25 protein-coding genes, 3 tRNA genes and 1 riboswitch are annotated in these 23,164 nt (G+C 32.8%); of the genes, 15 read left to right on the forward strand and 13 right to left on the reverse strand.

All coding sequences use genetic code 11. The features are described from left to right. The 5 genes from N5D03_RS12760 to N5D03_RS12780 all read left to right on the forward strand — a co-directional run. On the forward strand, positions 1–211 hold a 211-nt coding region (locus N5D03_RS12760; protein WP_280051872.1), incomplete at its 5' end, for an AraC family transcriptional regulator. Positions 212–491: 280 nt separating this feature from the next. Next, positions 492–1,007 (forward strand): hypothetical protein, encoded by a 516-nt coding sequence (locus N5D03_RS12765; RefSeq protein WP_280038171.1) that lies wholly within the window; start codon positions 492–494, stop codon positions 1,005–1,007. Between the two features lie 335 nt (positions 1,008–1,342). Beyond that, positions 1,343–3,775, forward strand: a complete 2,433-nt coding sequence (locus N5D03_RS12770; protein ID WP_280049207.1) for a hypothetical protein — start codon at positions 1,343–1,345, stop codon at positions 3,773–3,775. Between the two features lie 58 nt (positions 3,776–3,833). Beyond that, the gene (locus N5D03_RS12775) at positions 3,834–4,259 is read left to right on the forward strand and encodes a transposase (RefSeq protein WP_125349900.1); all 426 of its coding nucleotides are present in this window, start codon (positions 3,834–3,836) and stop codon (positions 4,257–4,259) included. Next, entirely contained in the window at positions 4,238–4,564 is a 327-nt protein-coding gene (locus tag N5D03_RS12780) for a helix-turn-helix domain-containing protein (RefSeq protein ID WP_125349901.1), read from the forward strand. Before N5D03_RS12775 ends, N5D03_RS12780 begins: the two co-directional genes overlap by 22 nt. Positions 4,565–5,043: 479 nt before the next feature. Here N5D03_RS12780 and N5D03_RS12785 read toward each other — a convergent pair. The 6 genes from N5D03_RS12785 to mutY all read right to left on the reverse strand — a co-directional run bounded on the left by N5D03_RS12785 (position 5,044) and on the right by mutY (position 8,835). Beyond that, positions 5,044–5,117: transfer RNA gene (locus N5D03_RS12785), tRNA-Asn, on the reverse strand. Positions 5,118–5,175: 58 nt separating this feature from the next. Continuing rightward, positions 5,176–5,249: transfer RNA gene (locus tag N5D03_RS12790), tRNA-Asn, on the reverse strand. 65 nt (positions 5,250–5,314) lie between these two features. Then, on the reverse strand, positions 5,315–6,625 hold the full coding sequence (gene rseP, locus N5D03_RS12795; protein ID WP_114998341.1) for an RIP metalloprotease RseP: 1,311 nt from the start codon (positions 6,623–6,625) through the stop codon (positions 5,315–5,317). Positions 6,626–6,700: 75 nt separating this feature from the next. Then, positions 6,701–7,309, reverse strand: a complete 609-nt coding sequence (locus N5D03_RS12800; protein WP_260392386.1) for a gliding motility lipoprotein GldD — start codon at positions 7,307–7,309, stop codon at positions 6,701–6,703. Between the two features lie 15 nt (positions 7,310–7,324). After that, on the reverse strand, positions 7,325–7,777 hold the full coding sequence (ssb, locus tag N5D03_RS12805) for a single-stranded DNA-binding protein (RefSeq protein ID WP_038334855.1): 453 nt from the start codon (positions 7,775–7,777) through the stop codon (positions 7,325–7,327). Positions 7,778–7,815: 38 nt separating this feature from the next. Beyond that, positions 7,816–8,835: an A/G-specific adenine glycosylase gene (mutY, locus tag N5D03_RS12810; protein WP_280051873.1), complete on the reverse strand. Its 1,020-nt coding sequence runs from the start codon at positions 8,833–8,835 to the stop codon at positions 7,816–7,818. Positions 8,836–8,939: 104 nt separating this feature from the next. Here mutY and N5D03_RS12815 point away from each other — a divergent pair, with 104 nt between their 5' ends. Continuing rightward, a complete protein-coding gene (locus N5D03_RS12815) occupies positions 8,940–9,236 on the forward strand; it encodes an HU family DNA-binding protein (RefSeq protein WP_019975652.1) in 297 nt (98 codons plus the stop codon). A gap of 213 nt (positions 9,237–9,449) precedes the next feature. Further along, on the forward strand, positions 9,450–11,021 hold the full coding sequence (locus tag N5D03_RS12820; RefSeq protein WP_038334846.1) for an Rne/Rng family ribonuclease: 1,572 nt from the start codon (positions 9,450–9,452) through the stop codon (positions 11,019–11,021). Between the two features lie 35 nt (positions 11,022–11,056). Here N5D03_RS12820 and N5D03_RS12825 read toward each other — a convergent pair whose 3' ends face one another. Further along, positions 11,057–11,779, reverse strand: coding sequence for a GLPGLI family protein (locus N5D03_RS12825; RefSeq protein ID WP_125349904.1), 723 nt, complete (start codon positions 11,777–11,779; stop codon positions 11,057–11,059). 98 nt (positions 11,780–11,877) lie between these two features. Between N5D03_RS12825 and N5D03_RS12830 the strand changes: the two genes are divergently transcribed. The 3 genes from N5D03_RS12830 (at position 11,878) to N5D03_RS12840 (ending at position 13,433) form a co-directional block, all read left to right on the forward strand. Next, positions 11,878–12,552 (forward strand): TIGR02117 family protein, encoded by a 675-nt coding sequence (locus tag N5D03_RS12830; protein ID WP_125349905.1) that lies wholly within the window; start codon positions 11,878–11,880, stop codon positions 12,550–12,552. A 135-nt stretch (positions 12,553–12,687) separates the two neighbouring features. After that, positions 12,688–12,761, forward strand: a tRNA-Asn gene (locus N5D03_RS12835). A gap of 246 nt (positions 12,762–13,007) precedes the next feature. Continuing rightward, complete coding sequence (locus N5D03_RS12840) at positions 13,008–13,433, forward strand: lipocalin family protein (protein WP_125349906.1); 426 nt, start codon at positions 13,008–13,010, stop codon at positions 13,431–13,433. Between the two features lie 56 nt (positions 13,434–13,489). On the opposite strand, the gene recA is transcribed toward N5D03_RS12840, so the two are convergent. Together recA and bcp are read right to left on the reverse strand one after the other, a co-directional pair. Beyond that, positions 13,490–14,551, reverse strand: a complete 1,062-nt coding sequence (gene recA, locus N5D03_RS12845; protein ID WP_038333157.1) for a recombinase RecA — start codon at positions 14,549–14,551, stop codon at positions 13,490–13,492. A gap of 11 nt (positions 14,552–14,562) precedes the next feature. Next, the gene (bcp, locus tag N5D03_RS12850; RefSeq protein WP_125349907.1) at positions 14,563–15,018 is read right to left on the reverse strand and encodes a thioredoxin-dependent thiol peroxidase; all 456 of its coding nucleotides are present in this window, start codon (positions 15,016–15,018) and stop codon (positions 14,563–14,565) included. 221 nt (positions 15,019–15,239) lie between these two features. Here bcp and nth point away from each other — a divergent pair, with 221 nt between their 5' ends. Next, positions 15,240–15,860, forward strand: coding sequence for an endonuclease III (gene nth, locus N5D03_RS12855; RefSeq protein WP_038333161.1), 621 nt, complete (start codon positions 15,240–15,242; stop codon positions 15,858–15,860). 34 nt (positions 15,861–15,894) lie between these two features. On the opposite strand, the gene N5D03_RS12860 is transcribed toward nth, so the two are convergent. Together N5D03_RS12860 and N5D03_RS12865 are read right to left on the reverse strand one after the other, a co-directional pair. Then, positions 15,895–16,347, reverse strand: a complete 453-nt coding sequence (locus N5D03_RS12860; protein ID WP_219034255.1) for a lipocalin family protein — start codon at positions 16,345–16,347, stop codon at positions 15,895–15,897. A gap of 88 nt (positions 16,348–16,435) precedes the next feature. Further along, positions 16,436–16,882, reverse strand: coding sequence for a lipocalin family protein (locus tag N5D03_RS12865; protein ID WP_219034256.1), 447 nt, complete (start codon positions 16,880–16,882; stop codon positions 16,436–16,438). A gap of 52 nt (positions 16,883–16,934) precedes the next feature. On the opposite strand from N5D03_RS12865, the gene N5D03_RS12870 reads away from it, so the two are divergent. Continuing rightward, positions 16,935–17,780: an alpha/beta fold hydrolase gene (locus tag N5D03_RS12870; protein WP_280049216.1), complete on the forward strand. Its 846-nt coding sequence runs from the start codon at positions 16,935–16,937 to the stop codon at positions 17,778–17,780. A 34-nt stretch (positions 17,781–17,814) separates the two neighbouring features. Here the strand turns inward: N5D03_RS12870 and N5D03_RS12875 are convergent, their stop codons facing one another. After that, complete coding sequence (locus tag N5D03_RS12875) at positions 17,815–19,953, reverse strand: TonB-dependent receptor (RefSeq protein WP_280051874.1); 2,139 nt, start codon at positions 19,951–19,953, stop codon at positions 17,815–17,817. Positions 19,954–20,019: 66 nt separating this feature from the next. Next, positions 20,020–20,114, reverse strand: a riboswitch (TPP riboswitch). A gap of 47 nt (positions 20,115–20,161) precedes the next feature. Further along, on the reverse strand, positions 20,162–21,103 hold the full coding sequence (locus tag N5D03_RS12880; protein ID WP_280051875.1) for an endonuclease/exonuclease/phosphatase family protein: 942 nt from the start codon (positions 21,101–21,103) through the stop codon (positions 20,162–20,164). A 62-nt stretch (positions 21,104–21,165) separates the two neighbouring features. Between N5D03_RS12880 and N5D03_RS12885 the strand changes: the two genes are divergently transcribed. From N5D03_RS12885 to N5D03_RS12895, 3 genes are read left to right on the forward strand one after another with little or no spacing between them, the layout of a single operon-like run. Continuing rightward, a complete protein-coding gene (locus tag N5D03_RS12885; protein WP_280037948.1) occupies positions 21,166–22,296 on the forward strand; it encodes a 5-(carboxyamino)imidazole ribonucleotide synthase in 1,131 nt (376 codons plus the stop codon). Between the two features lie 5 nt (positions 22,297–22,301). After that, positions 22,302–22,805 (forward strand): 5-(carboxyamino)imidazole ribonucleotide mutase, encoded by a 504-nt coding sequence (purE, locus tag N5D03_RS12890; protein WP_115002168.1) that lies wholly within the window; start codon positions 22,302–22,304, stop codon positions 22,803–22,805. 12 nt (positions 22,806–22,817) lie between these two features. After that, complete coding sequence (locus tag N5D03_RS12895) at positions 22,818–23,120, forward strand: hypothetical protein (protein WP_125349911.1); 303 nt, start codon at positions 22,818–22,820, stop codon at positions 23,118–23,120. The last annotated feature ends 44 nt before the right edge of the window (positions 23,121–23,164 follow it).

Below are 23,164 nucleotides of genomic sequence, written 5' to 3' on the forward strand. Positions count from 1 at the left end.
AAATTATAATACCTATATCAATGAGCTAAGGATTGACTATATCTGTAAAAAAATTGCTACTGACCCCAAGTTTCGTAAATACAAAATAACCTATTTGGCAGAAGTATGTGGGTTTTCTTCTTACAATACTTTTACTACAATATTTAAAAATACTACAGGGATGTCGCCCTCATCTTTCCTGAAAGAAGCCATTTTACAAGACTTAAAATGATAATACAGTGATGATTTTATTCTCATTTTTCTGATTAAAAACTTACACAAACACTCTCACAAAACAATAGCTAATTAACTATAAAACAACAATATAAATCATTTAAAACACCTTGGAAATTCAGAATTCCCAAGGTGTTTGTCTTTCATACAGGCATTTGCGTACCTACTTTAGCAGAGCAAAATTTAACCAACCTAAATTTATTTGCTCACGATTTTGAAAACACAAATACCTTAACCGGAAACCACAAAAGTTTTCTCCATTTTGGGGAAAGCTTTTTGTGTGTTTTCTTTGGGTAATTTCCAATTCCGTTTCAGCACAAATTTACGTTTCAGGAAATACTACGTTAAGTATAAGTGAAAACACCTATATCTATACGGAAAAAGAAATTGTAGGAAATCATAATGCAGTAACCGTTTACAAAGAGAACAGCATTATACTCGTTGCAAATTCAACTCCATCTCCTAAAGAAAAACCTGTACACCACAAGCAAAACGTTTTAGATGTAGATAGTACACATAAACATGTAACAAAAAACGAAAAAGCAAAAACAGGAAAACCCGCTTACAAAATCACAAGCCAACCCATTTCCGAAAAATTCTCCTCTACAGGAGCTGAAAGCACTTTGGCAGTTGTTATCTATCAATACAAAGAATTGGGGATTACAGCACAAACTTTTTTTATAGAAAAAAATATATACAATACAGAAAAACCTGATTTCGACAACACTATTCATTACGAAAACAACCATTTCAGCACAACTCACAAAACCCGACCACCACCCTTGTCATGCTGAGCTTGTCGAAACATCTCACTGTCATTCAGAGCATAACGAAACGAGGAATCTCAATGTCATGCTGACAAAGGAAGCGTCTCACTGTCATTCAGAGTGTAACGAAGCGAAGAATCTGAGATTCCTCCTTTGTCGGAATGACAAGAGTGTCATTTAGAGCGTCGCAACGCAAAGCGAGGAATCTCAATGTCATGCTGACGAAGGAAGCATCTCACTGTCATTCAGAGTGTAGCGAAATGAAGAATTTGAGATTCCTCCTTTGTCGGAATGACACACAAGTAATCCAATCCAAAACATTTAAACAAAACAATTATTAAACAACTTTAAACAATAAAAAAATGAAAAAACATATAATTCTTTTAGGAGCATTAACCATCAGCTCCCTTGCCTACTCACAAGTCGGTATCAATACAGAAACACCAAAAGCCACACTTGATGTGGTTGCTTCGCCCGATATGCCCGAGCGCATCGACGGCTTCATCGCACCACGATTAGAAGGTAACGAACTTTCTGCTAAAGATGCACTCTACACCGCAGACCAATTAGGTGCGATTGTGTATGCAAAATCTGCAGCCTCTCCAACTACTGCTAAAACCGTTAACGTAACCCAAGCCGGCTACTACTATTTTGACGGTACCGTTTGGGTGAAAGTTGGAAAAGAAGATGGTATAGAACCTTGGTATGTAGAAAATACGACCACAAAAGCCAATGACAACAATCAGAACATTTACCAAAACGGAAACGTAGGTGTGGGAGATTTTGCGGGATCTGCAACACAGGCAAATTTACATGTCAAAGGTAATGTTCTCGGTGTTTGGAATATGGGAGATTATTACAGTACCATTGCCACAGCTGACCAAACACTCGGAATCAATCACATATCAATGACAGAAGGTGGACAATTACCCATAACATTAGGTGGGACAGCTACTAAATTTTCAACATTTAACCAATGGCTGGGCTCTACATATATACAGGAAGGAGATGGAGACGACATCACAAATATTCAATTGCAGCCAAACCAAATGGAACTTCGTTCACAAGACGGGTCAAGTGTGAGCCGGATTAGAAACAGTCATGTAGGTGGGGGTATAGCTTTTTTATTTGATGATACATTAACAGGAATAAGTAGTGGCTATAAATTTCCGACAAAGCAAGGTATGGCAGGACAAGTCTTGACTACAGACGGAGCATCATCCGATACAGCACAGCTGTATTGGTCAACTCCGGTTTCTGGAGGTAGTACAGAACCTTGGTACAATGCTGCTAATAACCAACCCGCTACAGAAAATACACAGGATATTTATCAAATGGGACGTGTAGGAATCGGTGCTAAAAATCCGATAACTGCTTTACATATTATAAATGATGATAAAGGAGGAAACGACGACGATATCTATATACAATCCTATAACAATGGAACTTACGCAAGTGCACCTAGTCTATATCTCCAAAGAGGTAGAGGTACAGTTGCTACCCCAGCTGCTACACAAAATGGAGATTTTCTTTCCCAAATAGGTTTTAGAGGAATGAAAGCAGATGGCAGTATTCTTGAAGGTTCTTACATTCGGTCAATTTATAGAGGTGATGGAACAAACGCGGCTGCTGATTTGACATTTGGAACTTGTGATCCTAATGCTACGACATGTGCAAACAGAATGCTTATTGATCAGAACGGTGATGTGCTTATAGCCAGTAGAATTCCTAATGACTTAACAACAAAACCTATCACAAAATTAGATGTAAGAGGTTCCATTCGTGGAGGTATTCCAAGTGCATTAGAAGTTGATGGCACGTCTCCAGTTGGTGCTAATTCTATTGCTGTAGGGACTAATAATATTGTACAAGGTCCCAATTCTGCCGTATTTGGTAGTTCAAATAAAGTGAACAGCTCAACAGGTAGTATTAGCAACGACAATTTGATTTATGGTTCGACAAACATCATTGAAAAAACCGCATTTTCTATTGTTGGCGGATATAATAATCAAGTTAATGCTTCTTCAGGATGGGCTGTAGGTGGACAGGGAAATATAATTAGTGGTGGAGGAACAGGTACTGTTTTTGGACAATCAAACACTACTAATGCAAGCCATGTCTTTATGGCAGGTTTTGGAAATAAAATCGATGGCACTACAACCAGCGTAAGTTCAGTGGCATTAGGTATCAATAATACGATAAATAGCGGTGGAAGATATAGTGTCATAGCCGGTAGTACCAATACTTCAAATGGTGAATCAGCTGCTGTCTTTGGTACATTAAATACCAATGCTGCAAATTTCTCCCTAATAGTAGGAAAAGAAAATACAACTACAGCTACATCCATAGGAGCTTTTGCCACAGGTACCCTCAACGATATTGCAAGTACAAGAGGTGGTGTAGCGTTTGGTTATGATAATAACATTACCACTGGTTATGACCATTTTGTAAGTGGTGCGCAAAATAATGTATCTGGTTATTCTTATAATGCGGTAATTGGATACCGCAATGATATGTCAGGAAATATGGCACAAGCTTTTGGTAGCTTCAATAACGTATCGGGAGACTTCTCATTTGCCGCAGGTAGAAACAATACGGCTTCGCACAGGGATGCCATGGCGATTGGTAATGGTGCTACTAGCACTAAAGAACAGCAATTGGTATTAAGTTTTGCAGGCGGTATCAAAGTGCAAGGCGGTGTACCAGAATATGCAGATAATGCAGCTGCAATTGCAGGAGGATTAGAAGCAGGAACCATCTACCGTACTGGAGATATTATGAAGATTGTACACTAATAGAAAACACAAATGATTCCGCAGCAGCTACGCTGTTGCGGTTTTTTTATATAAAAAAATGAATTTCAAAAACATCCATATCGGACAAATGATTGAAAAAAGAGTTACAGAAAGCGGAATAGAACTATCCCGTATATGTAATTTCCTGAAATGCACTGAAGCAGAAATACAGGAAATGTATCAAGCAAAAAGCTTGGACTCAGAGACTTTATTGAGATGGAGTAAAATTTTAGAATACGATTTTTTCCGTCTTTACTCCCAACACCTTATTTTGTATTCACCACCTTCAAGAGAACCAAGTAAAAAACTACAAGCAAATAAAAAAACAATATTACCTCAATTTCGCAAAAACATTTATACCAAAGAAGTCATAGACTTTATTTTGGAACAGATTTCATCAGGAGAAATGACAAAAATTCAAGTAATAGAACAATACAATATACCCAAAACAACGCTATACAAATGGATCAAAAAATACACATAACAATACCCAACTACAAACGTATTTATTCAGATATTCTTACAAAGAAATATCCTGAGAAAAAAGAGGTATGTAGCCAAATAATCAAGAAAGAAAATTTATCAGTATTAGATATCATTTCACTCAATGAAAAAATATTCGGTACAAATCCATCTCACAACCAAAAGCTTCGTTCTTACTTCAAATCCGATATCATTAAAATATTGGATTATCAGAAAAAACATAATTTAAATAATAGTCAATTGGCAAGCCATTTTAATTTGAGTAGGAATACGGTTGCCAAATGGAAGAAAAAATTTCTAGTGTGACTTCATTATGCATTCTTCGTGTTCATCATAAGCCTTTTTCCACTTATAAAACGTGCCCTCTTCTCTAATTTGGTTTACGATGAAGTGGAGATTCACACAATTAATATACAATGAACCTAAATGCCTAAAGCTAAAATTTCAAACATTAGCAGAATAATGTGGAATATAGGTTTATACCAAAATTTTTCTGAGCTCATTCAGGAAATCAACTTTATCCGTCCAACAGATTCATAAAGAAAAGATGAGTGTGATAAACTTAGAGAAAAAGGGTTGAATACAAACCACACTCGACCAGATAGATAAAAAGGAATAAGTATTGTGAAAAGTAAAACAACGATAAAAATGACAGTATAAAAATCTTTCATATAATCTTCTAGTTAAGAAAACATCTACTAATACAACAATAAATAAGGAAACTTATATTCGTGATAAAGAAAGAAAAAGCCACTTACAAATCTGTAAGTGGCTGATTTACACCGCTCCTCCTCTTGGGCTCGAACCAAGGACCCTCTGATTAACAGTCAGATGCTCTAACCAACTGAGCTAAGGAGGAAAATCCGATATTTTAAAATTTTATTTTTAAGTCTTTGTTTGACGTTTCACTAAAAAAGCTCCTCCTCTTGGGCTCGAACCAAGGACCCTCTGATTAACAGTCAGATGCTCTAACCAACTGAGCTAAGGAGGAATGTTGCTTAATTGTGGGTGCAAATATAGAAGTATTTTTTACACCCACAAAAAATATTTTAAAATTTATTTAAAAATCATATTCACAATATCGTTCCCGAAGATGAATACCATTAATCCTAAGATAATTACAACTCCAACCATTTGTGCTTTTTCTAAAACTTTTTCACTTGGTTTTTTACCTGTCACCATTTCATAGATAGCAAAAACGGCATGTCCACCGTCCAAACCTGGGATTGGTAATAAGTTAATAAATGCTAACCAAGCAGAAATCATTGCCGTAAATGACCAGAAAAATAACCAGTTCCATTCTTTTGGCATTTGTTTTACCATTCCAATTGGTCCAGCAACTTGCTTACGACCGTCTTTTACTTGGAACAATGTCCCAATTCCACGAACTTGCGTTGCAATCGCTTCAAATGGCTCTACAATTCCTTTTGCGATTCCTTCACCAATTGTATAATCTTCCTTAGAAATTAATGAATCTAAATATGCTGTTGATCTTAGGAATCCAATGCTTCCATCTTTATCTACATTTACCATCAACTCTACAGGCTCGCCTTTTCTTTCAACACTTAAAGAAACTGTTTTTCCTTTGTATTCTTTTAATTTATTTGTTAAATCTGAAAATAGAGGTGTTGTGAAACCATCAATAGCAATTACTTTATCATCTTTTAATAAACCTGCTTTTTGTGCTGCACTATTCTCAACAACAGAATCCACAACGGTTGGCATTTGAGGAATAAAGAAAGCGCCTTTAGCGTTTAAAATTTCAGTTCTGAAATCTTCTGTAATTGGTAAAGAAACTTCTTTTCTTTGACGTTTTACATCTAAAGTTTCACCACCCAACAAGGCTTCTTTTCCTATTTCATTTAATGCTTGATATTTAACACCATTTACACCAACTGGAATATCACCTTTTTGCAAGCCGAATTTAGTTTGCGTTGCATTCGCTTCGATTCCATATTGCATTTTGTTTACATCAACAAAGCTTTTTCCTTGAGAAATAAATAAAATAGTATAAATAATCATCGCTAAAATGATATTTACAATAATACCACCTAACATAATAATTAATCGTTGCCAAGCTGGTTTTACACGGAATTCCCACGGTTTTGGCTCTTGTTTCATTTGTTCCAAATCCATGCTTTCGTCAATCATTCCCGAAAGTTTTACGTATCCTCCAAGAGGCAACCAACCGATACCGTAAACAGTATCACCAATTTTCTTTTTCCAAATGGCAAATTTCACATCGAAAAAACAAAAGAAACGTTCGACACGAACGCCAAACCATCGCGCTGTTACATAATGTCCTAGTTCGTGCAACATTACTAAAAGCATCAAACTAAGCATTAAGGTAGCTATCTGTATTAACATATTGTTTTAAATTTATTTATGTTCTAATTTTATTAAACGATTACAAAATTAATCGAATTTATTTATCAAAGCGGTTTATTTTTTCCATTCTAAGGTTTCTAACAATTTTTTTACATCTTTTTTGATATAATCAACTGCTGGAGCTAAAGAATCGGGTTTTGGTTGAGTTTTGAAATAAACCGAACCTGCTAAAAAATTCTTCACACTATCCGTCGCATGAAACTGAATATTAATCGCTGATTCTCCTCCTAATTCATACATAGTACCAAAAACCTTTTTTTCTGGAAAAGAAAATTCTTGTGGCGAGATAAAACTGGCTTTAACCGTCTGTTCTTGCACAAAACTTTCACTTTCTTTTATTTGAACGATTAAATCTTGTGGAGACTGAACTGGAAAATATGTCAGGTAAATTGTCGCTTTCATTCTTGGATAAACAATATTGAAAGAGTTTGGTTTTTTACCCATAATGACCTTCCCAAAGTTTGAGTATTGAAAAGTATAGGGTACATTTTCTTTGAAAGACAGATAAGTTTGTTGCGGATATTCGAGGCGAACTTGTCCTAAAGGTTTGGCAACTTCCTCGCTTTTATTGCACGACACAAAAAAAATAGCACTACTACATAATGCTATTATAGTTTTAAAATTCATTGTATAACGTAAAACGTTAAGTTTTTTAAAATTCATTTAATTTTTTAATTTCTAAAAAGGCAAATCGTCTTCTCCTTCATCTATAAAAGGTGGCTCGACAACTGTTGTGTTTTGTTGACTTTGCTGAACTTTGTTCTGATCATTTTGCATGGCTTGACGTTGTTCATTGTCAATTTTTGGTGTCAAAAACTCGATTGAATTTGCTACGATCTCTGTTGTATAACGCGTTTGTCCGTTATCGTCCCATTTGCGCGTTTTGATGCGTCCTTCAACAAAAACTTTATCTCCTTTTTTCAGATAACGATCACATAATTCTGCCAATTTATTGCGTGTCACAATATTGTGCCATTCTGTTTCTGTAATTCGTTCTCCTGTTCTCGAGATGTAAGACTCTGTCGTTGCAATAGGAAATCGTCCAATACAATTTTGTTCGTCAAAATGATGCAATTTTACATCATCACCCAAATTTCCGATCAAAAGTACTTTATTTGTTGTTCCATTCATAGTTGTAATAGGTTTTTAGTGGCTTGTTACTTACAAAGTTAATCCAAATAATGTTTATTTATAAATTTTTCTATTGGTTTTGGAAGCGGATAATGTTCGAGATCGTTTAAAGCAATCATTTCAAAATCATTTTCGGCTTGCAAATTTGTTATATCTCTTAAAGATACATTTAATTTCCAATATTTTATAAATAAATTTTGATGTGATAAAATATGTTTCTCTTCTTCGATAAAAGTTAGATTATTTTCAAGATTTTTATCTAAAATCCAACCTTTGTCTAATAAATCAGTTTCGGTTTCGATTTTTGGAAAAGTGAATAAATTTTTCCAAACATCATTTCCAATTCGTTTAGACAAGGCAATTTTATCTTCATTTTCGATGAGAATAAAGTGTAAAAAACGATTCGAAACTTTTGTCTTTTTCAATTTTATAGGCAATTCATTGACTTTATTCAATCGAAGCGCTTCACAAGATTCGTTAAATGGACAAATTTCGCATTTTGGTTGTTTTGGAGTACAAATCGTTGCTCCCAAATCCATCACCGCCTGATTAAAATCACCCGGACGTTTTTTATCAATGATTTCTAAGCCCAAATCCCAGAAAATCTTCTTTGTTTTTGGCGAACTTATATCATCTGTAATATTGAAATATCGCGCAAAAACTCGAAACATATTTCCGTCTACAGCAGGCACAGATTCATCATATACAATAGATGCAATTGCAGCAGCAGTGTAATCTCCTACTCCTTTTAGCTTTTTTAAATCTTTGAAATTATTCGGAAATTGTCCATTTAACTCATCAGCAATCGTCTTTGCCGTGAAGTGTAAATTTCTGGCACGGGAATAATAACCCAGTCCTTGCCAGAGTTTTAGGACTTTTTGTTCGTCGGCGTTTGCCAAATCGAAAATAGTCTCAAATTCTTGTATGAAATTATTGTAAAATTTCATACCTTGGTCAACCCTTGTTTGTTGGAGAATAATTTCCGACAACCAAATGTGAAATGGGTCTTTTGTATGACGCCAAGGTAAATCTCGTTTATTTTTGTCAAAATATGACAAAATCAGATAGTTGAAGTTCATAAAAACTGAAAAAATCTTTTTTTGTTGGGATACTATCGTTATATTTGCACCCGCTTTCAAATTTAAGAATAATAAGAGGAATTATGACAAAGGCAGAAATAGTAAATAACATTTCAGGTAAATTAGGACTTGAAAAAAGCGATACTCAAAGAGTGGTAGAATCGTTTATGGAGGAGGTGATTAAATCATTAGTAGAAGGAGAAAATGTATACTTAAGAGGATTTGGTTCTTTTACTATTAAAACTAGAGCTGAAAAAACAGGTAGAAACATTACAAAAGGTACTTCTATCATTATCCCAGCACACAACGTTCCTACATTTAAACCAGCTAAAACTTTCATCGAAGATGTAAAGACTAGCGAAGCAAACGTAATCAAATAACAATAAAATAATTGTATCATGCCAAGCGGAAAAAAACGTAAAAGACATAAGGTAGCGACGCACAAACGCAAAAAACGTCGTCGTCTTAACAGACACAAAAAGAAAAAATAATTAGTAGCTAAGCTATTAATAATTTAGTCTTTTTACAAGATAGCACTTTTCAATGGAAATTTTGGGAAGTGCTTTTATCATTTTTAAAAACATAATTTTTTGATGAGTAAAGAATTAGTGATTTCAGCCTTAGCTGATCAAGTACGCATCGCAGTTTTAGATGAAGGTCGCTTGATGGAATTTCATCAAGATACTGCAAATGATGGCTTTGCAGTTGGCGACATTTACTTGGGTAAAATCAAAAAATTAGCTCCTAGTTTAAATGCAACCTTTGTTGACATTGGTTATTCGAAAGATGCATTTTTACATTATCATGACTTAGGTCCACAAATACGTTCGTCAAATGCGTACAACAAAATTGTAGCAAATGGCACGTACAAAACCGAAAAATTGAAGAACTTCCGTATGGAAGAACCGATTGACAAAGATGGACAAATTACAGAAATCTTTGCCCCAGGTGATTCCGTTTTGGTTCAAATTACAAAAGAACCAATCCATACGAAGGGACCAAGAATTACTTCTGAAATTTCAATTGCTGGTCGATATTTAGTTTTAGTTCCATTTTCGGAACGTGTTTCGATTTCACAAAAAATCAAACAAAAACCAGAACGCGATCGTTTAATCAAAATTTTAGAAGGTTTAACACCAGAAGGCTTCGGAGTTATTATCAGAACAGTTGCTGAAGAGAAGAATGCAGAAGAATTACAAGCAGATTTGGCTTATTTGTTAAACAAATGGACTCAAATCTTCAAAAATCTTCAAAAAAAGAAAGCGCCAGCTAAAATTCTTAGCGAAATGGACAGAGCTTCTTCTATTTTGAGAGATAATTTTAATGATGATTTTATTAAAATTTCTGTTGATGATGACGAATTAGCTGACGAAATGCGCGAATATTTGGAAGTTATTGCACCAGATAAAATTAATTTGGTAAAAGAATACGACGATCCATTTGTTCCAATTTTTGAGAAGTTTAATGTCGAAAGACAAATTAAACAAGCTTTTGGTAAAACGGTAACTATTCCACAATCTAAAGGTGCATATCTTGTGATTGAACACACAGAAGCGTTACACGTAATTGATGTAAATTCGGGAAATATTTCTCGAAATTCTAAAAATCAGGAAGATTCAGCTTTTGCCGTAAACAAAATTGCTGCTTCTGAAATTGCACGTCAGTTGCGATTACGTGATATGGGAGGAATTGTTGTGGTCGATTTTATTGACATGACGGATGTAGAACATAAAAAAGAATTGTTTGAACATCTGAGAGCTGAAATGGCGAAAGATAAAGCAAAACATAAGATTTTGCCACCAAGTAAATTTGGATTAATTCAGATTACAAGACAACGCGTTCGCCCAGAGGTGAATTTTGTTACAACTGAAGAAAATCCTAACCAAGAATCGAATGAAGTTGAAGCACCTATCGTTACAATTGATAAAATTGAACAAGTGCTCTTGAATATCCTTGACAGAAAAGATAAGGATTTACGAAAAATGTCGTTACACGTGCATCCTTTCGTAGCTGCTTATTTACAACATGGATTGCCAAGCATTCAGATGAAATGGTTTTTTAAGCATAAAAAGTGGATTAAGATTGTACCAAGAGATGCGTACAAATACTTACAATTTAATTTCTTGGACAAAGATCATAATACACTTTACAACGAATCAAATTAAGAAAAACCTCGCAATTGCGAGGTTTTTGTTTTTAATTAATCTTTTTCAACTCCTCCGCTAGAGTTTTCTGCGTCGACCATCATTTGTACTCTTTTTTTATATTCACTTTCAAGTTTTTTAAACTCTTCTTGATTGATTAATTTTCCTTTATTAGGTTCAGTAAATTTTAATGAATTATCCAATTGAATAGATTCTAATTTATATGTCATATATTGATCAGGAACGGTTTTAAATGATTTTCTCATCTCCAATATTAATCCAGGAAGATTATTATAATTATTAGGTCCACATTTCGATTTTATTTCTGTAGCATACCAAGCTTCGAGTAATAAATCACCTTCTTCGTATATTGCTTTCTTAACATTAAATCCTTTTATAACCTTAGTTTCTCGAGTCAAATTCCAATTTATTTTAGTGAAATCTACTTTTATCAAGTACAATTTATTATCCATTTCTCTTGAAACCTTTAAATAATTTTTATCAAAATCATAATAACTTTCTAAGTCTTTGTAGCCGCCAATGTAATTTAAATTGCTTGTAGCTCCTTGAGAATTATCAAGTTTTACAATTTGTTTTTGAGAACAACGATTATTATCACCAGTTAATTCTATATATAATGGTCGAGAATAACGTTTTTCAGTTTCTAAATCTTGTTCTGTTTTTCCGAAATTCATGAACTTACGAACTTCATATTCAACCTTGAATTTTTCTTGACCAAAACTAAATATTGGAAAAAAAATTAACAATAAATATTTCATATGTAATCGGTTTGAAGATAAATATACCTAAATTATATAAAAAAATCCGTTCAACTATTTGAACAGATCTTTTTATATTCGTTATTCAACTTAATACTATGAAAAAAGTCTTCCGAATTCTACTCAAAACTTTAGGCCTTTTAGTTTTACTAATTGTGGTGTATCTGCTTGCGGTAGTTTTGTTACCAATGATTCCAGTGAACAAAGAAAAACAAAAACTTAACGATCAAATTACTGCGTATATTTTGACAAATGGTGTACACACAGACATTGTAGTTCCTGTAAAATCTGAAGCGATTGATTGGTCTACTTTTGTGCTTTTTTCGGATACAAAATCGAAAAAAGAATACAAATATATTGCCTTTGGTTGGGGAGATAAAGGCTTTTATTTGGATACACCAGAATGGAAAGATCTTAAATTTTCTACAGCTTTCAACGCTGCATTTTGGTTAGGAGATTCGGCGATGCATACTACTTTTTATGATAATATGACTGAGAGTGAAGATTGTAAAAGAGTTGATTTGAGTGTAGAAGAGTATCAAAAATTAATTGTTTACATCAAGCAATCATTTAATTTGGATCAAAATAACAAAGTCGAATTAATAAAAACAGATGCTGTTTATGGAGATAGTGATTCGTTTTACGAAGCAAAAAGAAGTTATAGCTTATTTTTTACGTGTAATACGTGGGCAGCAAACGCACTAAAAGAAGCAAACAAAGAAGCGCCGTTGTGGACGGCAACACAACAAGGAATTTTTCGTCATTATGAATAATTTTTTTAAATTATTTCTAATTCATTTTCAAAGAGTTGCCTATTGATGCGACTTGTAGAACGAAAAAAAATACTTTTAAGATTTGGAAGTAATAAAATTTGCTCTATATTTGCAACACAATATCGATAACGATACTCCTCCTTAGCTCAGTTGGTTAGAGCATCTGACTGTTAATCAGAGGGTCCTTGGTTCGAGCCCAAGAGGAGGAGCAAAAAAGACAATCAATCTGATTGTCTTTTTTTTTATTAATACCTCCCTACTTAAAAGCTTTACTATTTAACTAATAAATATGAATATTCTGAATTCGTTTCATTCTCATCATAAACAATATGCGATGTTGAAATAAATTCAACATGACAAACCACTTCTACAGAAATGGTTTTTTATTATAAATACTTAAAAACGTTTAATTAATATCATTTTTCATAGCTTTATTACCAATCAAAAAATAACTTATGAAAAAACTATTATTATTTGCTACACTTTCAGCGACTACATTTTTCGCATCTTGTAATAACGATGATGATTCTAATGTAGAATCGCATGAAGAATTATTAATTGGTAAATGGCAGATTAAAAACTCTGGATATTATTTGAATGGAAAAGAAATAATTGAAGAATACAATGAATGTGATTCTAAAACAAGTATAACTTTTAATAAAAATTTTACTTATTATAATGATTTTTATGAAGGTGGAGGAAATGACCCTTGTTATCATAGCCCGTCTGAAGGAAAATGGAGTTTAAAAAACAAACAAATTACCTTAACAGAAAATAACACTAATGATACTGAAATAGAAAATATCGAAATATTAACAAAAAATAGTTTAAGAATTTCATTTGGAGATGAGGACGGCTTTTTTATTAATTATACAAAATAACAAAAAAACCTCTCAAAATTGAGAGGTTTTTATCATTATATAAAAATTCTTTCGAATTAATCTTCAGCAAATAATTCTGCTTCGTCAGCTGGATTATCAACTGATGGTTTTCCATCTACTGGCTCACCTTTGATTAATGCGACAATTTTAGCTTCAATTTCTTCTGCCAATTCAGGATTATCTTTCAATACTTCTTTTACAGCATCGCGACCTTGTCCTAATTTGCTATCGTTGTATGAATACCAAGAACCAGATTTGTTTACAATTCCTTTCTCAACACCCATATCCAAAATTTCTCCAACTTTAGAAATTCCTTCACCATACATAATATCAAATTCTGCTTGACGGAATGGAGGAGCAACTTTATTTTTAACCACTTTTACTTTCGAATGATTTCCGATTACCTCATCTCCATTTTTGATTTGAGTAGAACGACGAATATCCAAACGTACAGATGCATAGAATTTTAAGGCATTACCACCAGTTGTTGTTTCTGGATTACCAAACATAACACCAATTTTTTCACGTAATTGGTTAATGAAAATCGCTGTACATTTCGTTTTATTAATTGTTCCTGTCAATTTACGTAAAGCTTGAGACATCAAACGCGCTTGTAATCCCATACGAGAATCTCCCATTTCACCTTCAATCTCCGCTTTTGGAGTAAGTGCCGCAACAGAGTCAATTACGATAATATCTATCGCTCCCGAACGAATTAAGTTATCTGCAATTTCTAATGCTTGCTCACCATTATCTGGTTGAGAAATAATTAAGTTTTCTACATCAACACCCAATTTCGCTGCATAATAACGGTCAAAAGCATGCTCAGCATCAATAAAAGCAGCGATACCACCAGCTTTTTGCGCTTCAGCAATAGCGTGTAATGTCAATGTTGTTTTACCAGAAGATTCTGGCCCATAGATTTCGATAACACGTCCGCGAGGATAACCTCCTACTCCTAACGCTAAATCTAATCCCAAAGATCCAGAAGGAATTACTTCTATTTTATCATCAACAGCCGAATCTCCCATACGCATTACAGTTCCTTTTCCGTAAGCTTTGTCCATCTTATCTAAGATTAGCTGTAACGCTTTCTTTTTATTGTCTAAATCGCTCATTATATTATTTTTTATTTTTCTAAAATTTGTTTTGCGTGTTCTTTTGTTTTCACTTTTTCAATTACATCCGTAATCATTCCTTTTTCATCAATAATGAACGTTGTACGATGAATTCCATCAAATTCGCGTCCCATAAATTTCTTTGGTCCCCAAACACCGAAAGCATTCAGAATTTCATGATTTTCATCTGCAAGCAAAGGAAAACGTAAATTGTTTTTCTCAGCAAAATTCTTTTGTCTTTTCACAGAATCTGCACTTACTCCAACCAAATGATAACCTTGCGCCTTCAACGCATTTTCGTTATCGCGTAAATCACATGCTTCGGCTGTACAACCTGGTGTACTTGCTTTTGGATAAAAGAAAACGACTAATTTTTTTCCTGCAAAATCTTGGTACGAAACTTCGTTTCCATCTTGATCAATTCCTTTAAAATCTGGAACTTTATCTCCTATTTTTAACATCTTGATTTGTCTTTAGAACTTCTCGTAAAAATAATGATTAAATCTTGAATCGTAACTGATTTAACTAATTAATCTTTTATTTATACTACAAATGTAATGTTATACAACGCCAAAATAAGTCGCTAAATATTTACTTTTATTTTTTTGTAAGAAAGCTTGTGGCTGATTATTTAAAGCATAATTAAAGATGTTTCATTATTTTTACACAAAAAGTTTCAGAACTTATGATGTTAAAGAAAGAGCGTATCCAATTTGTGATTGATGAATTGGAAAAATTATATCCAGTTCCACCAATTCCATTAGACCATCAAGATGCTTTTACATTATTGATCGCCGTTTTATTATCTGCCCAAACAACAGATAAAAAAGTGAATCAAGTAACACCCGAATTATTTGCGAAAGCTGCTAACGCAAAAGCAATGTCGTTATTAGAAGTAGATGAAATAAAATATTATATCCGCGAAATTGGTTTATCAAACACAAAAGCCAAAAATATCAAACGATTATCTGAAATTTTAATCGAAAAATACGATGGCGAAGTTCCAGAAGGTTTTGAAGAATTAGAAGAATTACCTGGTGTTGGACACAAAACCGCTTCGGTTGTGATGTCTCAATGGTTTGGTCATCCTGCTTTTCCTGTCGACACACATATTCATCGTTTGATGAAATTATGGAAATTGACAAAAGGTAAAAATGTTGAGGAAACAGAAAAAGATGCGAAGAAAATCTTTCCAAAAGAGTTGTGGAACAAATTACATATTCAAATCATTTATTATGGACGTGAATATTCTCCTGCACGCGCTTGGAGTTTAGACAAAGATTTTATTACACGAAAAATGTTCGAATAAAAAATACCTTCCAAAATGGAAGGTATTTTCATTATTATTTTACAATTTCAAAAACTTGCAAACGAAGCTTTATCGTATCTACTTTACTCAACGTATCTTGCAAAATCAAATATTTTGGATCTAACTGCTTCACATAATAATTGTACGTTGTATCATTCAGAGACATCGTTAACAAACGTTTTGTTTTAGACGTATTATACACATACGTTCCTGTCGTTTGTTCTTGTACACAATTTCCTTTTTCGGTTTTATACATGTTAGAATTATAATTCGTAACATCCGAAAAATCTAATGTAGACTGTCGCTCACAAGACAACAACTTGTCTGTTTCCGTTATATTCCCTTTCGTTTTTCTAATTTCTTTCAATTGCCATTTTCCAGATCGCAACAATTGATCTTGCGATATTGCCAACGAATCGTCTTCTTTGCACGAAAAAACTGAAAGCAATAAAATTGATGCTAAAAATAGGCTGAATATATTTTTCATTCGGTTCAATAATTATGTGGTAAAAATAAAGATTTTGAATGACGTAAAGTGAATATAAAAAATAAACCTGAAAACTTATTTTCTTTATTTATTGTTTACGTAAAATATCATAACTGATTGTATTTGCTATTTTCTCAAATTTCTTATCAGAATCTACAATTTTTTTATCAATATATGTTTCAAAAGTTATCGTTTTATCTTGATTAATTTTCACAATTCTATCCTCAAAAATATAATCATCAATGTAAAATTGAATTCTATTATCAACAATTCGCCACAATGTTAATCGAGGCTCACTAGGAAAACAATTGCCATTACTTCCTTCTACATAGTTATAAATAGCATATCCATTATCCCAAATTGTATAATTTCTCATTAACCGGCAATCATCAAATTCTTTAGACACTTTTTTGCCATTTTCATAAAAGCCCGATTCTTGTAATTTCCAAAAACCAATCACATTATCAGGTTTTAATTGTTGAGAAAACATTTTTGAAGAGAATAAGATTAATAGAATTAAAATATTTTTTTTCATAAGATTGATTTACCTTGTAAAGGTATATTTTTTACCTTATCAAATAAAAAGAATGAAAAAATTCATACTAGAAGCTTCCGACAAATATCCAATTGCCGTAACCTCTTTTGGCGAAAACAACGCAACCAAAAAAATCATTGTCATTTCGTCTGCAATTGGTGTTAAACAAACTTTTTATGCCAAATATGCAACGTATTTAGCTAATAAGGGATATTTGGTTTTTACGTATGATTATCGCGGAATCGGCGATTCTAAACCCAAAAAGTTAAAAGATTTTAAAGCGCATTTTACAGATTGGGCCGATAAAGATTTTTTAGGTTTGACACAATATATCGAAGAATTTTATCCCAATCACGAAAAATTTTTAATTGGTCATAGTATCGGTGGAATTATGATTGGTTTGACACGCGCTTACAAAGTTTATGATAAAATTGTAACGATTGGTTCTCAATATGGCTATATCAAAAATTTTCATCAAAAGGATAAACCAAAAGTGAATTTCTTTTTTCGCATTGCGATTCCTATTTTATCTGCTTTTTACGGGTTTTTTCCTTCTCAAAAAGTTGGAATGGGCGAACCAATTCCAATCGGGATCGCAAAAGATTGGCGAAAATTAATTCTGAATGAAACTTCAATTCTAGGTTACGCTGATGAAACGCAAAATTTGTATGAAGAGATTACAAAACCTGTTTTAATCATTAGTTTGGATGATGATTTTATGGCAACGCCAAAATCTGTAGATTTATTTGGGAAATTAGTTTTGAAAAATGCGAAGAAAAAACGTTTGAATATCATTCCAAAAGAATATGGATTAGATGAAATTGGACATTTAGATTTCTTTCGAGAAAAAAATAAAACCGAAATTTGGCATATTCCTCTTGAATATATTGAAGAATAAAAAAAGCTCGAGAAATTCTCGAGCTTTTAGCTTTTTATAAACGAATTCCAACTCCGCCCAAAACATTAATTCCGGCTTGTGGAAAATAATATCCTCCTCCATAATAATAACCGTTTGATTCGTATTCTACATCAAATAAATTATTAATCAAGAACGAAAATTCAAGGTTTTTAATTCCTTTTACTTTTGGCGAATATCGAATCAAAAGATCCGAAACTAAATAACTATCTAATTTTCCATCTGCTGGTTCTGTATTTGATAAATATTGTTCACCAACATATTTATTCGTCAAATTAATCAATACATTTTTGAAAGGAACAGCTTCAAAACCGAAAGCAGAAATCACATCTGGTGAAAGCGAAATTTTTGTTTTTCCATAATTTTTTATAGAAGAAATTCCTTTTTCATCCCAAACCTCCTCTTCGTAATTTATATTTCTATTTTGACTTAAAGTTAAATTTCCAAAAATATTCAAGTGATTCGGAATAACTTTATAATTCGCATCCAACTCTATTCCTCTTCTATAGCTATTTCCAGAGTTAACACGCTTTCTTGCACCTACTTCATTTAACTCTCCTGTTGCAACCAACTGATTCTGGTAGTCCATATAATACAAATTTGCATTCAAAGAAAGTTTTCCTACTTTTCTATAACCAAATTCATAATCTTGTAGAAATTCTTCTTTTGGTTTAGATTTAGAATCTACATAATCATTTCTCAAAGGCTCACGATGTGAAATACCATAAGAAGCATACAATACATTTGAAGAATTGATTTTAAAATTTATTCCAGCTTTTGGATTCACAAAATTGAATGTATCCGAAAAAGGTCTAAAATCTTCCAAATCATTTTCTCCATTTGGCAAATATTTCGCATCATAATCAACATAACGATATTGCAAATCACCAAACAATTCAAATTTATTCAATTGATACAATACTTTCGCATAAGCAGCCAATTGCTTTTTCACAGAACGATTGTTGTAATATTTGAAATCCTTATCTTTAAAATCTGTGCCTTTTACCCATAAGACATTTCCATAATGATCGCCATCATATTCGTTTGCAGATAATCCGAAAAATACTTTGAAATCGTTTAATTTTTGATTTTCAACTTCAAGATTAAAACCATAAAAATCATTATCAAGATATTCTCGATTGATTAAATTTCTTTTTTCTGACGATAAATAATCCAATTTATAACGTTTCAAATTGCGATTATTTTTATAGCTCTCGTAATATCCTTTACCTTTTGTATAATGAAATGTTAAATTTGATTTCCAATTATTCCCAAAATCTTGTAACCACGAAAGAAAATAATGATTTTGACGATAATTATCGGTGTGATTTTTATAAAAACCTTCAACCTTTCCATTTTCGTCTAAAATCTCTCCTTCAAAATTATATGTTCTATCATTTTTTAAAGTTTCAGCATCTACACCACTCCATGCTTGATATGTTTGCTCTTTTCCAAACATATTCTGAAATCTAAACTTTGTTTTTTCATTTAATTCATATAGAGCTGTAAAATCATAAGAGATTAAATCTGACCAAGATCTGTCTACATAGCCATCCGAATTTATCTTAGAAAAACGTCCATCAATACTCAATTTATTGTTTAGTATTTTTCCAGTACTAGCCTGAATTGTATACTTTTGCGTTTTATAATTTCCGAAAGAAATATTTGCTTCTGCAAAAGGAATAGTAGACGGATTTTGAGATTCGATGTTAACACTTGCTCCAAAAGAAGCCATTCCATTTGATGAAGTTCCAACTCCTCTCTGAATCATCATAGAACTTGTAGACGAAGCCAAATCTGGCATATTCACCCAGAAAACACCTTGAGACTCAGGATTATTAAGCGGAATTCCATTTAATGTAACATTGATTGATTGCTCATTAAGTCCACGAATTTTAATCGATGAATAACCAATTCCCGTTCCTGTATCGGAAGTTATAGAAACAGACGTAGCAGAATTTAACAAAGTTGGAACATCTTGCCCCAAATTCTTCTTTTGTAACATTTTATCAGTTACCTTTTCAACTGTAATTGGAAGTTTTTCGACAATTGAAACTTCTCCTAATTGAATTTCTTCTTTTTGAATAGAATCTTTTTCTTGTGCATAAAGAATAGATGCACCAAATAATGACAATAAAAAAATCGACCTTTTCATAATTAATTTTAAAAAATATTATGAAAGGAGCCATCTTACACTTTTATAATTTACGCGCGAATGTAATTTGGTGAAGTACCAGTTCCCTTAGCAGCATTACCTGCCCAGGTTCTTTGGGTGTAATCTCAGCCTCTTGTAAAGAAGCACCCCTTTCGATTGAATTTCAAAGGTAATCTTTTTTTTGAAATTTAAAAATTAACCCAAATTCTTAATCTATTTTCAGTTCTGCAACAATCGGAAAATGATCTGATTTTATATCATCTCCACGATAAAAATTGGTCACTTTTATTTTCTTCGAAACCCAACATTGGTCAATATTTGTGCGGAAAATTGGAATAAAAGCATTCCAAGAATTATTCAATCCAAAACCAGAACGAGCATCTTTCATTTTATCCGATTGCACCAATTTGAAGTTCGGAGAATAAACTGTTGAATTCAAATCGCCAACTAAAATGATATTTTCATTCGGTAAAGCATCAATTTCTTGCTTCATCAATTCGTATTGTTTATTTCGTCTTTCAAAACGAGCCTGATTTGGTAAAGGCGGAACAGGATGTGTTGCTAAAATGCTTACCAGCTTAGCGTCTACAATAATTTCCGCTAAAATAGACGGATGCATTTCATCAATATAATTTTTTGTAGATACTTTAGAGAATGGAATTTTAGAATAAATCGCAATTCCAAAATTGTTACTTCTCACCTCTTCTTTATAATATGGATATTCTTTTCGGATAAACTCTACATGTTTTTGCCAAGCAGGCGTTAATTCTTGTAAAACAATTACATCACTTTTATCTTTAGCTAAATAATCTTTTAGATGTTGAAATTCTTCATTTTGAGAAAAAATATTGATCGACGTAATTTTAAAATTCGATTTTTCTCCTTTTGCATTTTCTCCAAAATAGAAATTTCCTATGTTTTTGTACGTAATAATCGGAATCGCAACCAAAGGAATCAACCATAAAATATTTTTCTTTTCTTCTTTTCGAATCGAATAATTGTAAATCAAACACAAGAAAAAAGCAATAATCAGCGCATACATAGAATATTGTACCAGCATATCGAATACAAAATATTGATAAAAACTCTTACTCGTCAAATAAATTCCAGCAAATACAAAAAATAAAATTCTACTCCATTTTGTTAACATCTCGTCAATACTTTTTTAATTCTCGTAAAAATAGAAATTATATTATTCATTAACTTCGCAATATGATAAAAATCGGAATTTTAGGAGGAGGACAATTGGGGTATATGTTTTTGCAAAATGCATTGCAATATCCTTGCGAGATTAGTATTTTAGATCCAGCTGCTGATGCACCTTGCGCGCCACATGCACATCATTTTGTACAAGGCGATTTCAAAGATTATGACACGGTTGTTGCATTTGGAAAAGATTTAGATGCCATCGGAATTGAGATCGAACACGTAAATGTTGAAGCATTACGTTATCTAAAATCAATTGGAAAACACGTTGTTCCAGATCCTGAAGCTTTAGCGATTATTCAAGACAAAGGAATTCAGAAAGAATTTTATGTCAATAATAATATTCCAACTGCGCCTTATCTTGGATTAGATAATTGGGAAGATTTAGAATCGAAACAAGACATCAGTTATCCAATTTTTCAAAAATCTCGAAAAGATGGTTACGATGGAAAAGGTGTTCAGTTCCTAAAATCTGAAGCTGATTTGGATAAAATGCTTCAAGCTCCTTCAATTTTCGAAACGCCAGCCGATTTAGATCGTGAAATTGCGGTTGTTACGGTTGCCGATCATTTAGGAAATATTGTCACTTATCCAACAGTAGAATTTGTCATCAACGAAGAATATAATTTGTTAGATTATTTATTGATGCCTTCTACACTTCCGAAAGAAATCACTGATAAAGCGGAACAAATTGCGCGAGATGTTGTAAAAGCATTGAAATCTCCAGGAGTTTTCGCAGTTGAATTATTCTTAAACAAAGATCAATCGATTTGGGTAAACGAAACTGCTTCTCGTGTTCACAATTCTGGACATTCAACAATTGAAGCGGCTTATTCATCACAATTCGATCAAATGTTAAGAACGTTAATGCAATTACCACTTGGTTCTACAAAATTGTTTACAACTTCTGCAATGGTCAATTTGATTGGTGCTGAAGGACAAACTGGACAAGCAGAAATCGAAAATATTGAAGAATTATTGACGATTCCAGGAACATTTTTGCATTGGTACGCAAAAACTATCACAAAACCAGGTCGAAAAATGGGGCACGTTACATTGGTGAACGATGATTTAGAACAATTAAAACAAAACATAAAACAAGTCAATGCAACGGTAAAAGTCGTAGCAAAAAAGTAACAACTATGGTAGGAATTATAATGGGAAGTGATAGCGATTTGCCTATCATGAAACAAGCAGCCGATCTATTAACAGAACTAAATATCCCTTTCGAATTAACAATTGTTTCGGCACATCGTACGCCACAACGTATGTTTGATTATGCAAAAACAGCACATGAACGTGGAATAAATGTTATTATCGCTGGAGCTGGTGGTGCTGCGCATTTACCAGGAATGGTTGCGTCTATTACGCCGCTTCCTGTGGTTGGTGTTCCAATTAAATCGTCTAATTCGATTGATGGTTGGGATTCTATTTTATCTATTTTGCAAATGCCAAATGGAATTCCGGTTGCAACGGTTGCAGTGAATGCGGCGAAGAATGCAGGAATTTTGGCTGCGCGTATTTTAGGTGCGACTAATCCAACTTTGCAAGAAAGATTAATCAAATATCAAGAAGATTTACAAAAAGCTGTAGAAGCGAAAATAGAGCTTGTAAAAGGCGAATATCCGAATGGGTTTGATAAGTAAAAACTAATTTGTATGATCGAAAACTACATCCAATTATTAGAAGGCTATAATAAAGATAATATTACATTTTCTGATATTGAAAAAGCTATAATAGAAATTAATGAATCCGATGATGAACATGGTATTTTTTGGGTTTCAATAATTTCTGATGATGATTTTGAAAATGTTATTGAGACTTCAAAATCTTTAGATTTAATTATAACATTTAATGAAATATCGACCAAGTATAAAGCAAAAGATTGGAATGAAGTTAAAGAATTATACAAACTACTTTTAGAAGAAAAATTTGACATAATAAAAACTAAAATTAAATAAAGCCAAAACCTCCCAAACTTATTAAGCTTGGGAGATTTTTATGA

Origin of the sequence: Empedobacter sp. GD03861 (genome assembly GCF_029840885.1) — a bacterium.
Taxonomy (GTDB): domain Bacteria; phylum Bacteroidota; class Bacteroidia; order Flavobacteriales; family Weeksellaceae; genus Empedobacter; species Empedobacter falsenii_B.

Excerpts from the sequence above, each read along its gene's own strand:
- N5D03_RS12880 (WP_280051875.1), bottom strand. The coding sequence starts at position 21,103 with ATGTTAACAAAATGGAGTAGAATTTTATTTTTTGTATTTGCTGGAATT.
- N5D03_RS12830 (WP_125349905.1), top strand. The coding sequence starts at position 11,878 with ATGAAAAAAGTCTTCCGAATTCTACTCAAAACTTTAGGCCTTTTAGTT.
- N5D03_RS12875 (WP_280051874.1), bottom strand. The coding sequence starts at position 19,953 with ATGAAAAGGTCGATTTTTTTATTGTCATTATTTGGTGCATCTATTCTT.
- N5D03_RS12825 (WP_125349904.1), bottom strand. The coding sequence starts at position 11,779 with ATGAAATATTTATTGTTAATTTTTTTTCCAATATTTAGTTTTGGTCAA.
- N5D03_RS12815 (WP_019975652.1), top strand. The coding sequence starts at position 8,940 with ATGACAAAGGCAGAAATAGTAAATAACATTTCAGGTAAATTAGGACTT.
- N5D03_RS12775 (WP_125349900.1), top strand. The coding sequence starts at position 3,834 with ATGAATTTCAAAAACATCCATATCGGACAAATGATTGAAAAAAGAGTT.
- N5D03_RS12885 (WP_280037948.1), top strand. The coding sequence starts at position 21,166 with ATGATAAAAATCGGAATTTTAGGAGGAGGACAATTGGGGTATATGTTT.
- N5D03_RS12770 (WP_280049207.1), top strand. The coding sequence starts at position 1,343 with ATGAAAAAACATATAATTCTTTTAGGAGCATTAACCATCAGCTCCCTT.
- N5D03_RS12870 (WP_280049216.1), top strand. The coding sequence starts at position 16,935 with ATGAAAAAATTCATACTAGAAGCTTCCGACAAATATCCAATTGCCGTA.
- recA (WP_038333157.1), bottom strand. The coding sequence starts at position 14,551 with ATGAGCGATTTAGACAATAAAAAGAAAGCGTTACAGCTAATCTTAGAT.
- N5D03_RS12860 (WP_219034255.1), bottom strand. The coding sequence starts at position 16,347 with ATGAAAAATATATTCAGCCTATTTTTAGCATCAATTTTATTGCTTTCA.
- purE (WP_115002168.1), top strand. The coding sequence starts at position 22,302 with ATGGTAGGAATTATAATGGGAAGTGATAGCGATTTGCCTATCATGAAA.
- rseP (WP_114998341.1), bottom strand. The coding sequence starts at position 6,625 with ATGTTAATACAGATAGCTACCTTAATGCTTAGTTTGATGCTTTTAGTA.
- N5D03_RS12840 (WP_125349906.1), top strand. The coding sequence starts at position 13,008 with ATGAAAAAACTATTATTATTTGCTACACTTTCAGCGACTACATTTTTC.
- N5D03_RS12895 (WP_125349911.1), top strand. The coding sequence starts at position 22,818 with ATGATCGAAAACTACATCCAATTATTAGAAGGCTATAATAAAGATAAT.
- N5D03_RS12865 (WP_219034256.1), bottom strand. The coding sequence starts at position 16,882 with ATGAAAAAAAATATTTTAATTCTATTAATCTTATTCTCTTCAAAAATG.
- N5D03_RS12820 (WP_038334846.1), top strand. The coding sequence starts at position 9,450 with ATGAGTAAAGAATTAGTGATTTCAGCCTTAGCTGATCAAGTACGCATC.
- nth (WP_038333161.1), top strand. The coding sequence starts at position 15,240 with ATGTTAAAGAAAGAGCGTATCCAATTTGTGATTGATGAATTGGAAAAA.
- ssb (WP_038334855.1), bottom strand. The coding sequence starts at position 7,777 with ATGAATGGAACAACAAATAAAGTACTTTTGATCGGAAATTTGGGTGAT.
- N5D03_RS12800 (WP_260392386.1), bottom strand. The coding sequence starts at position 7,309 with ATGAATTTTAAAAAACTTAACGTTTTACGTTATACAATGAATTTTAAA.
- N5D03_RS12780 (WP_125349901.1), top strand. The coding sequence starts at position 4,238 with ATGGATCAAAAAATACACATAACAATACCCAACTACAAACGTATTTAT.